Genomic DNA, 9,185 nt, shown 5'->3' with positions numbered 1-9,185 from the left:
TCTTTGGCCGGTGCGGCGAGGGTGCGTGCCGGGCGCCGTGGGTGCTGTGCGGGACTTTCAAAACACCCCCTAGGCCCACCGGCCCAGGCGGCGGCGGTCACAGGTCCGATCCGCACTGTCACACCCCGCCGGTACCGTGAGGGCATGAATCAAGGTCCCGGGTCCGGCCTCGCCGCGGTGAGCTCCGCGCTGCTGGCCATGAGCAGGCATCTGGAGGTGCGCGACGTCCTCAAGACGATCGTCGCCTCGGCCCGCGAACTGCTCGACGCGCAGTACGCCGCCCTCGGCGTCCCGGACGACCACGGCGGCTTCGCCCAGTTCGTGGTCGACGGCGTCAGCGACGAGCAGTGGAAGGCCATCGGCCCGCTCCCGCGCCAGCACGGCATCCTGGCCGCGATGCTGCACGAGGCCAGGCCCGAGCGCCTGGCCGACGTCCGCAAGGACCCCCGCTTCGAGGGCTGGCCGTCCGCCCACCCGGACATGTCCGACTTCCTGGGCCTGCCGATCCGCGACGGCGACGAGATCATCGGCGCGCTTTTTCTCGCGAACAAGCTGCGTTCTGTGGGGGGACACCCCCCACACCCCCCGAGCCCCAAGCCGGAGGGTGTCTGCGGCTTCACCGCCGAGGACGAGGAACTCCTCGGGATCCTGGCCCAGCACGCGGCCATCGCGCTGACCAATGCCCGCCTCTACGAGCGCAGCCGCGAGCTGACCATCGCCGAGGAGCGCTCCCGCCTGGCCCATGAACTGCACGACGCGGTCAGCCAGAAGCTGTTCTCCCTGCGCCTGACCGCACAGGCCGCCGCCGCGCTCGTGGACCGCGACCCGTCCCGTGCCAAGGGCGAGCTCCAGCAGGTGGCCGCGCTGGCCGCGGAGGCCGCGGACGAACTGCGCGCCGCCGTCGTCGAGCTGCGCCCCGCCGCCCTCGACGAGGACGGCCTGCTCGCCACCCTGCGCACCCACGTCCAGGTCCTCGACCGCGCCCACAGCGCGCGCGTGACCTTCGAAGGCCGCGGGGTGCGGGCGCTGCCCGCGGCCCAGGAGGAGGCGCTGTTGCGCGTAGCCCAGGAGGCCCTGCACAACGCCCTGCGCCACTCGGGCGCGGACACCGTCGACGTGACCCTGGACCGCTGCGGCACCGGAGCCGTGCTGCGGGTCATGGACAACGGCGGCGGCTTCGACCCCAAGACCGTCCGCCGTGCGGGGCGCCATCTGGGCCTGGTCTCCATGCGGGACCGGGCGAGCGGCGTCGGCGGCACACTGAGCGTGGAATCGGCGCCCGGCAAGGGCACCACGATCGAGCTGGAGGTCCCCGGTGGCTGACCCCATCAAGGTGCTGCTCGTCGACGACCACCAAGTCGTCCGCCGGGGCCTGCGCACCTTCCTCGAAGTACAGGACGACATCGAGGTCGTGGGCGAGGCGGCCGACGGGGCCGAGGGAGTCGCCCGCGCCGAGGAGCTGCGGCCCGACGTGGTCCTGATGGACGTCAAGATGCCGGTCATGGACGGCGTCGACGCCCTGCGCAAGCTCCGCGAGCTGGCCAACCCCGCGCGCGTGCTGATCGTCACCAGCTTCACCGAACAGCGCACCGTGGTCCCGGCCCTGCGCGCCGGTGCCGCCGGTTACGTCTACAAGGACGTCGACCCCGACGCCCTGGCCGGCGCGATCCGCTCCGTCCACGCCGGGCACATCCTGCTCCAGCCCGAGGTCGCCGGGGCCCTGCTGTCCCAGGAGGACTCGGGCTCAGGACAGGGCAGGGGCGGCTCGCTGACCGAACGGGAGCGCGAGGTGCTCGGCCTGATAGCGGACGGCCGCTCCAACCGGGAGATCGCCCGCGCGCTGGTCCTCTCCGAGAAGACGGTGAAGACGCATGTGTCGAACATCCTGATGAAGCTCGACCTGGCGGACCGTACGCAGGCGGCGCTGTGGGCGGTACGGCACGGTGCGGCCGGATAAGGCCGGAGCGCTCGGCAATTCGGAGGGTTCCGCTCCGGACTGAGATTCATACCGTCGTGGGAATATCCCCCGGATGGCGCATCCTTCGGCGATCTCCGCCGTTCTCCATGCGTGCTGCGGCGACTGCCGCGGCAATCGCTAGGAGGGGTCAGAAGTGAAGAACCTGAAGAAGGCAGCGGCCGTGACGATGGTGGCCGGCGGTCTGATCGCCGCCGGGGCCGGGATGGCCTCCGCCACCGACGGCGGCTCGCTGGCCGACGGCAAGGCCGTGGGCTCCCCGGGGGTCGGCTCGGGCAATGTCGTCCAGGCCCCGGTGCACATCCCGGTCAACGCGGTCGGCAACAGCGTGAACGTCATCGGCGTGCTGAACCCGGCCTTCGGCAACCTGGGCGTCAACCACTGACTTCCGGCCATACAGCCGACGAAGGACCCCCGAGTCGAGGAAGAAGACTCGGGGGTCCTTCTGGTGCGGGTGAGCGCCGATGGGCTCACCGCGGACCGACGTTCACCGGGCCCCCCGCTCCCGCTCCTCCACATACGCGTTGTACGCGGCGACCTGCGCCCGCCGAGCCGTCCGCTCCACCGGCCGCAGTGCGGCGGCCCGAGCCGCCATCTCCCCGGACGTCACCGCGGCGCCGTGCCCGTTCTCGGAGGCCAGCGACACCAGCATCCCCACCCGCTGCGCCAGCTCCAGCACCCGCACCGCCCGCGGCGGATACCCCGGCGCCAACACCTCCCGCCCCCGCTCGGCCCGAGCCCGGTACGCGTCGATCACCGCCTCGGCCACCGGCCCCGACCCGGCCACGTCCAGCCGGGACAACACCTCGGTCGCATCCCGAAGGGCCTCCGCGAGCTCCCGCTCCGCCTCACCGAGCGAGGGCACATCCGCAGGCGCCGCCTCCCGCACCGGCAGCACATGCCACACCACCTCGACATGCACATCACCGTCCGGCCCGGCCTCGTACACCTCGGGCACGAGCCCGAGCGCGGCCCCGTGACAGACCACGGCCTCCTCGGCCTCCAACGCCCGCGCGTTGAACTCCGCCGGACCACTGAGCCCCAGCGGATGCCCCGGCGCCGGCAGTGCGATCCGCAGCCCGCTCACCCCGAGCGCCCGCAACCGCCCGAGCGCCAACGTCAGCCCGACCGGTCCGGACTCGCCCGGCAGTCCTTCCACTCGGTGCACGGCGTCGTCCCCGACGACCGCGAGCACACAGTCATCCGGAGACACAAGTCCGGCCAAGAGGGCATTTCCCCAAGCGGCAAGGCGTCCTGAACGCGGTTCCGAAAGCATGCCTCCACCCTAAGGACCGGACCGCTGGAATGAAGCGCACGACCGGTGGCGTAGATTTCCTTGAGGGCTGCGCCCGCAGGCGCACGCGACCACCGAGACGCCGAGACCGGTCACACTGCAAGGGGAGACAACGCGCTCATGAGCGATGTTCTGGAGCTTCAGGACGTATCCGTGGTCCGTGAGGGCCGGGCTCTGGTGGACCAGGTCTCCTGGTCGGTCAAGGAGGGCGAGCGCTGGGTGATCCTCGGCCCCAACGGCGCCGGCAAGACCACCCTCCTCAACGTCGCCTCCAGCTACCTCTTCCCGAGCAAGGGCGCCGCCACCATCCTCGGTGACACCCTCGGCAAGGTCGACGTCTTCGATCTGCGCCCCCGCATCGGCATGGCCGGCATCGCCATGGCCGACAAGCTCCCCAAGCGCCAGACCGTACTGGAGACCGTGCTCACCGCCGCGTACGGCATGACCGCGACCTGGCACGAGGACTACGACGAGGTCGACGAGCAGCGCGCCCGCGCCTTCCTCGACCGCCTCGGCATGAGCGAGTACCTCGACCGCAAGTTCGGCACCCTCTCCGAGGGCGAGCGCAAGCGCACCCTCATCGCCCGCGCCCTGATGACCGACCCCGAGCTGCTGCTCCTCGACGAGCCGGCCGCCGGCCTGGACCTCGGCGGCCGCGAGGACCTCGTACGCCGTCTCGGCCGCCTCGCCCGCGACCCGATCGCCCCCTCGATGATCATGGTTACCCACCACGTCGAGGAGATCGCCCCCGGCTTCACCCACGTCCTGATGATCCGCCAGGGCAAGGTCCTCGCCGCAGGCCCGCTGGAGCTCGAACTCACCTCCCGCAACCTCTCCCTGTGCTTCGGCCTCCCGCTCGTCGTCGAGCAGGTCGGCGACCGCTGGACCGCCCAGGGCCTCCCGCTGTCCTGATCCACCTGAACTGCGCCCTGTCCGTGGCAGGTTGTGCGGACCTACCATGACCATGTGAACGACATCGACGCATGGGTGTGGTGGCTCATCGGCGCGGCCGCGCTCGGCATCCCGCTCGTGATGACCGCGATGCTTGAACTCGGCATGCTCGCCCTCGGCGCCGTGGCGGCCGCGGCCGTGGCCGGACTCGGCGGCGGAGTCGTCGTCCAGGTCCTCGTGTTCGCCGCCGTCTCGGTCGCGTTGACCCTCGCCGTACGCCCCCTCGCCGCCCGGCATCGCGTCCAGCGGCCCCAACTCGTCTCGGGGGTCGAGGCGTTGAAGGGCAAGCAGGCGGTCGTACTGGAGCGCGTGGACGCATCCGGCGGCCGGATCAAACTCGCCGGGGAGATCTGGTCGGCCCGCTCCCTGGACGGCGGCCAGGCCTACGAAGTCGGCCAGGCGGTGGACGTCGTGGACATCGAGGGGGCCACGGCGATCGTCATGTGACCTCGCACGACGTAACTGGGGGAACAGCCCACGGGGCACACGACGGTCTGTCAGACTCGACCAGCAAGATCTTCAACAAGCATAAGATCTGCACCAGTTAGGATCCGCAGGATCCGAGACAGCGCCGAGGCGGAGAAGGGTACGGGGAGCCGACGATGGAACCGGTCATCATCGTCTTGATCATTCTGGTGGTGTTGGTCTTCATCGCCCTGATCAAGACGATCCAAGTCATCCCACAGGCCAGCGCCGCCATCGTCGAGCGCTTCGGCCGGTACACGCGGACGCTCAACGCGGGCCTCAACATCGTCGTCCCGTTCATAGACACCATCCGCAACCGCATCGACCTGCGGGAACAGGTCGTGCCCTTCCCGCCCCAGCCGGTGATCACCCAGGACAACCTCGTGGTGAACATCGACACCGTCATCTACTACCAGGTGACCGACGCCCGAGCCGCCACCTACGAGGTCGCCAGCTACATCCAGGCGATCGAGCAGCTGACGGTGACCACCCTCCGCAACATCATCGGCGGCATGGACCTGGAGCGCACCCTGACCTCCCGCGAGGAGATCAACGCGGCCCTGCGCGGCGTCCTCGACGAGGCGACGGGCAAATGGGGCATCCGCGTCAACCGCGTGGAGTTGAAGGCGATCGAACCCCCCACCTCCATCCAGGACTCGATGGAGAAGCAGATGCGCGCCGATCGCGACAAGCGCGCCGCGATCCTCACCGCCGAAGGTACGCGCCAGGCCGCCATCCTCACCGCCGAGGGCGAGAAGCAGTCCCAGATCCTGCGCGCCGAGGGTGAGGCCAAGGCGGCGGCCCTGCGCGCCGAGGGCGAGGCCCAGGCCGTCCGCACGGTCTTCGAGGCGATCCACGCCGGCGACCCCGACCAGAAGCTCCTGAGCTACCAGTACCTCCAGATGCTCCCCAAGATCGCCGAGGGCGACGCCAACAAGCTCTGGATCGTCCCCAGCGAAATCGGCGACGCCCTCAAGGGCCTCTCCGGCGCGATGGGCAACTTCGGCGCCATGGGCGGCGGTTCAGGCGGCGGCTCAGGCAACAGCGGCACGGAACGCCGAGAGAAGCCGAGCATCGACTGACGCGGGTCTGCCGTACGACAATGGGGTCCGCCGTCTCAAGAAGGCGGACCCCGACTCGTTCACGCTTACGCGGCGTCCCGAGCCAACCAGTCAGGCAGCGCCGCAAAGTCCTCGTGGCCCAGCGACAGCAACATGGCATCAGCCGGAGTCGGCTCGAACGGCTGCCGCAGCAGCGGCATCCCCGCCTCCTCCGGAGTCCGGTTCGCCTTACGGTGGTTGTCCTCCGCGCACGAGGCCACCGTGTTCAGCCAGGTGTCCTGACCACCCTGCGACCGCGGCACCACATGGTCCACGGTCGTCGCCCGACGACCGCAGTACGCGCACCTGTGCCGGTCCCTGACCAGCACACCCCGCCTCGACCACGGCGCTCGTCTTCGGAACGGCACCCGTACGTACCTGCACAACCGGATCACCCGGGGGGCCGGTATGTCGACCGCGGCTCCGCGCATGCGCAGTTCGGGGTGGGACTGCTCTACGACGGCCTTGTCCTGAAGCACCAGAACGACGGCTCGGTTCAACGTCACCGTCGACAGCGGCTCGAAGCTCGCGTTCAGTACCAGCGTGTCCCGCATGACCAGCCCACCTCCTATGTGCAGCGGCCCACCCCCTGGCGGGCTGGGATCAACTCTGGCCGGGCACGCCGAGATGGACAACGAAATAAAAAATGCCCGCCCCTGATCACTTCCAAGACCAGGGACGGGCAAACGTTCAGTGAACGTCAGGCTTCGGCGGGCACTTCGTACTCACCGATGAGCTGAGCGCGCGCCAGCGTGTGGAACCGCAGATTGAAACCGACGACGGCCGGCGAGGCGTCGGCGTCCGGACCGAGCTTCTCCTGGTCCACGGCGTAGACCGTGAACACATAGCGGTGCGGCCCGTCCCCAGCCGGCGGCGCGGCACCGCCGAAGTCCTTCGACCCGTAGTCGTTACGCGCCTGCACCGCACCCTCGGGCAGCCCCTCGAACTTGCCGCTGCCCGCACCCGCGGGCAGTTCGGTCCCCGAGGCCGGAATGTCGAACACGACCCAGTGCCAGAACCCGCTGCCCGTAGGGGCGTCCGGGTCGTAGCAGGTCACGGCGAAACTCCTGGTCTCGGACGGGAAGCCCTCCCACCGCAGCTGCGGCGAGGTGTTGCCGGCCGCGTAGACCTGAGCGTCCTTGAGGGTCGCGCCGTGAGAGACGTCCTCACTCGTGACCGTGAACGACGGCACGGGCGGATGGAAGTCGTGGGGGAGCGGCCGCCTCTTGAGCTCGGTCACCTCGGTACCTCCTGATCGGATCGTTCAGTGGGTTCCGAGCCTAGACCCGTACTTCGCAGGTCACCCGATCGTGAAGACCAAGCGGTCGTAGCTGATCGCTCGCCGGTCGGAACCGCAGCAGCGATGGCCGTCTCGGTCCGGCCCGGTCGAGATCGGACGCCGTGAGGCCGATGCGGAGAACCTTTTCGGCGACCTGCGAAGTACGGGCCTAGAACCAGTTGCGCTTGCTGCCGACCTCGGACAGCCACTGGTTGAGGTACGCCGTCCAGTCAGTGCCCTGGAAGTCGTTCAGACCCACCTGGAAGGACCGGTAGGTGTCGCTGCCCTCGCTGAACAGACCCGGCTTCTTGTCCATCTCCAGAACGACGTCCATCGCGTTCTGGTCCGCGACGAAGCTCAGCTCGACCTGGTTGATGCCCCGGTACTGCTGCGGCGGCAGGAATTCGATCTCCTGGTAGAACGGCAGCTTCTGGCGCGTACCGCGGATGTGACCGCGCTCCATGTCCGCGTTCTGGAAGCGGAAGCCCAGCTGGATGAACGCGTCCAGGATCGCCTTCTGCGCCGGCAGCGGGTGAACGTTGATCGGGTCCAGGTCACCGGAGTCCACGGCACGCGCGATCTCCAGCTCGGTGGTCACGCCGATGTGCATCCCACGCAGCGTCTGCCCGTCGATCGTGGTGATCGGCGTCTCCCACGGGATCTCAAGACCGAACGGCACCGCGTGCACGGCATTGGCCTGGAGCTCGAAGGCGCCACCGAGCCGCACCTTGGTGAACTCGATGTCCTGCTTGTACTCCTCCTCGCCGCTCTCGACCTCGACCTTCGCCTGCAGCCCGACCGAGAGCGCCTCGATCTGCTGGCTGACGGAGCCGCCCTGGATCCGCACCTCGCCCTGGACCACGCCGCCCGGAACGACATTGACCTCGGTCAGCACCGTCTCGACCGAAGCCCCACCGGCCCCCAGACTCGCGAGCAGCTTCTTGAACCCCATGACTCTCCCTCTACGACTGCATCCTTGATCCCTGCAAACGCGATACGGCCGTGGCCGGTTCCGCGCCCTCACCCTTGCAAGCGGAAGGGCCCCTGGCCACCCCGTGAACGCCACCCGTCTGCACTACCCTCGGACGGCATGATCGCGACCCCCGACCGTACGCCGCTCCCCAGGAACTTCTTCGACCGCCCCGTCCTCGAAGTAGCCCCCGACCTCCTGGGCCGCATCCTCGTACGCTCCACCCCGGACGGTCCGATCGCCCTGCGCCTCACAGAGGTGGAGGCCTACGGCGGCCCTAATGACCCCGGCTCCCACGCCTATCGCGGCCGCACGGCCCGCAACGACGTGATGTTCGGTCCCCCCGGACACGTGTACGTCTACTTCACCTATGGCATGTGGCACTGCATGAACCTGGTGTGCGGCCCCGACGGCACCGCGAGCGCGGTCCTGCTGCGCGCCGGCGAGATCGTCGAGGGCGCGGAGCTCGCTCGCAAACGTCGACTCTCGGCCCGACATGACAAGGAACTGGCCAAAGGCCCGGCCCGCCTGGCCACCGCCCTGGGAGTGGACCGAGCCCTGGACGGTACGGACGCCTGCGCCACCGGCGAGACACCGCTGAGGATCCTGACGGGCACCCCGATCCCCTCTGACCAGGTACGGAACGGCCCACGTACCGGTGTGTCCGGAGATGGGGGCAATGGCGACATCCACCCCTGGCGCTACTGGATCGCCAACGACCCCACGGTGAGCCCTTATCGAGCCCATGCCCCGCGGCGCCGCCGAAGTTGACTCGCCCAGGGGAGGCGCGTAACGTAGCCCGAGCCGCTGAACCGGGTACGGCAATCGCCAGCAGCCGGAGCGGCCAAACCACTAGCTACGACTTCCCTCAGCGGGAACGAATTCGGCGTGCCTGCATGTCGGAATTTGGAAGCCCGAGGCTCGATTATGCGCCGGGCAGGGAATCGGCTAACGTAGTGAATGTCGAAAGGCCGCGAGGCCGAAAGACAAATCCCGCCGACCGGGAATCGGATCCGAAAGGATCTGATAGAGTCGGAAACGCAAGACCGAAGGGAAGCCCGGAGGAAAGCCCGCGAGGGTGAGTACAAAGGAAGCGACCGTTCCTTGAGAACTCAACAGCGTGCCAAAAGTCAACGCCAGATATGTTGATA

The 9,185-nt window shown here is 69.0% G+C and carries 12 protein-coding genes; 7 read left to right on the top strand and 5 right to left on the bottom strand.

The genetic code is table 11. The features are described from left to right. The first annotated feature begins 144 nt into the window (after positions 1-144). From RMT89_RS39155 to chpE, 3 genes are all read left to right on the top strand, one after another. Positions 145-1,323 (top strand): GAF domain-containing sensor histidine kinase, encoded by a 1,179-nt coding sequence (locus RMT89_RS39155; protein WP_315888528.1) that lies wholly within the window; start codon positions 145-147, stop codon positions 1,321-1,323. Beyond that, positions 1,316-1,957 (top strand): response regulator transcription factor, encoded by a 642-nt coding sequence (locus RMT89_RS39150; protein ID WP_315888527.1) that lies wholly within the window; start codon positions 1,316-1,318, stop codon positions 1,955-1,957. Before RMT89_RS39155 ends, RMT89_RS39150 begins: the two co-directional genes overlap by 8 nt. Positions 1,958-2,111: 154 nt before the next feature. Then, on the top strand, positions 2,112-2,360 hold the full coding sequence (chpE, locus tag RMT89_RS39145) for a chaplin ChpE (protein ID WP_315888526.1): 249 nt from the start codon (positions 2,112-2,114) through the stop codon (positions 2,358-2,360). 102 nt (positions 2,361-2,462) lie between these two features. On the opposite strand, the gene RMT89_RS39140 is transcribed toward chpE, so the two are convergent. Further along, positions 2,463-3,251 (bottom strand): hypothetical protein, encoded by a 789-nt coding sequence (locus RMT89_RS39140; protein ID WP_315888525.1) that lies wholly within the window; start codon positions 3,249-3,251, stop codon positions 2,463-2,465. 138 nt (positions 3,252-3,389) lie between these two features. On the opposite strand from RMT89_RS39140, the gene RMT89_RS39135 reads away from it, so the two are divergent. The 3 genes from RMT89_RS39135 (at position 3,390) to RMT89_RS39125 (ending at position 5,767) form a co-directional block, all read left to right on the top strand. Next, positions 3,390-4,181, top strand: coding sequence for an ABC transporter ATP-binding protein (locus tag RMT89_RS39135; protein ID WP_315888524.1), 792 nt, complete (start codon positions 3,390-3,392; stop codon positions 4,179-4,181). 54 nt (positions 4,182-4,235) lie between these two features. After that, positions 4,236-4,667 (top strand): NfeD family protein, encoded by a 432-nt coding sequence (locus RMT89_RS39130; protein WP_315888523.1) that lies wholly within the window; start codon positions 4,236-4,238, stop codon positions 4,665-4,667. A 155-nt stretch (positions 4,668-4,822) separates the two neighbouring features. Next, positions 4,823-5,767, top strand: a complete 945-nt coding sequence (locus RMT89_RS39125; RefSeq protein ID WP_315888522.1) for an SPFH domain-containing protein — start codon at positions 4,823-4,825, stop codon at positions 5,765-5,767. Positions 5,768-5,832: 65 nt separating this feature from the next. Here the strand turns inward: RMT89_RS39125 and RMT89_RS39120 are convergent, their stop codons facing one another. The 3 genes from RMT89_RS39120 to RMT89_RS39110 form a co-directional block, all read right to left on the bottom strand. Then, positions 5,833-6,339: an HNH endonuclease gene (locus tag RMT89_RS39120; RefSeq protein WP_315888521.1), complete on the bottom strand. Its 507-nt coding sequence runs from the start codon at positions 6,337-6,339 to the stop codon at positions 5,833-5,835. Positions 6,340-6,485: 146 nt separating this feature from the next. Beyond that, on the bottom strand, positions 6,486-7,025 hold the full coding sequence (locus RMT89_RS39115) for a YbhB/YbcL family Raf kinase inhibitor-like protein (RefSeq protein WP_315888520.1): 540 nt from the start codon (positions 7,023-7,025) through the stop codon (positions 6,486-6,488). A gap of 208 nt (positions 7,026-7,233) precedes the next feature. Further along, positions 7,234-8,016, bottom strand: a complete 783-nt coding sequence (locus RMT89_RS39110; RefSeq protein ID WP_315888519.1) for a sporulation protein — start codon at positions 8,014-8,016, stop codon at positions 7,234-7,236. A 138-nt stretch (positions 8,017-8,154) separates the two neighbouring features. Here RMT89_RS39110 and RMT89_RS39105 point away from each other — a divergent pair, with 138 nt between their 5' ends. Continuing rightward, positions 8,155-8,805, top strand: a complete 651-nt coding sequence (locus RMT89_RS39105; RefSeq protein ID WP_315888518.1) for a DNA-3-methyladenine glycosylase — start codon at positions 8,155-8,157, stop codon at positions 8,803-8,805. Between the two features lie 177 nt (positions 8,806-8,982). On the opposite strand, the gene RMT89_RS39100 is transcribed toward RMT89_RS39105, so the two are convergent. Next, positions 8,983-9,185, bottom strand: a 203-nt coding sequence (locus RMT89_RS39100; protein WP_315888517.1) for a hypothetical protein, incomplete at its 5' end; no start/stop codon positions are given.

The sequence above is a fragment of the Streptomyces sp. P17 genome (assembly GCF_032436805.1).
Taxonomy (GTDB): Bacteria; Actinomycetota; Actinomycetes; order Streptomycetales; family Streptomycetaceae; genus Streptomyces.
This window is presented reverse-complemented; position numbering and strand designations above follow the sequence as displayed.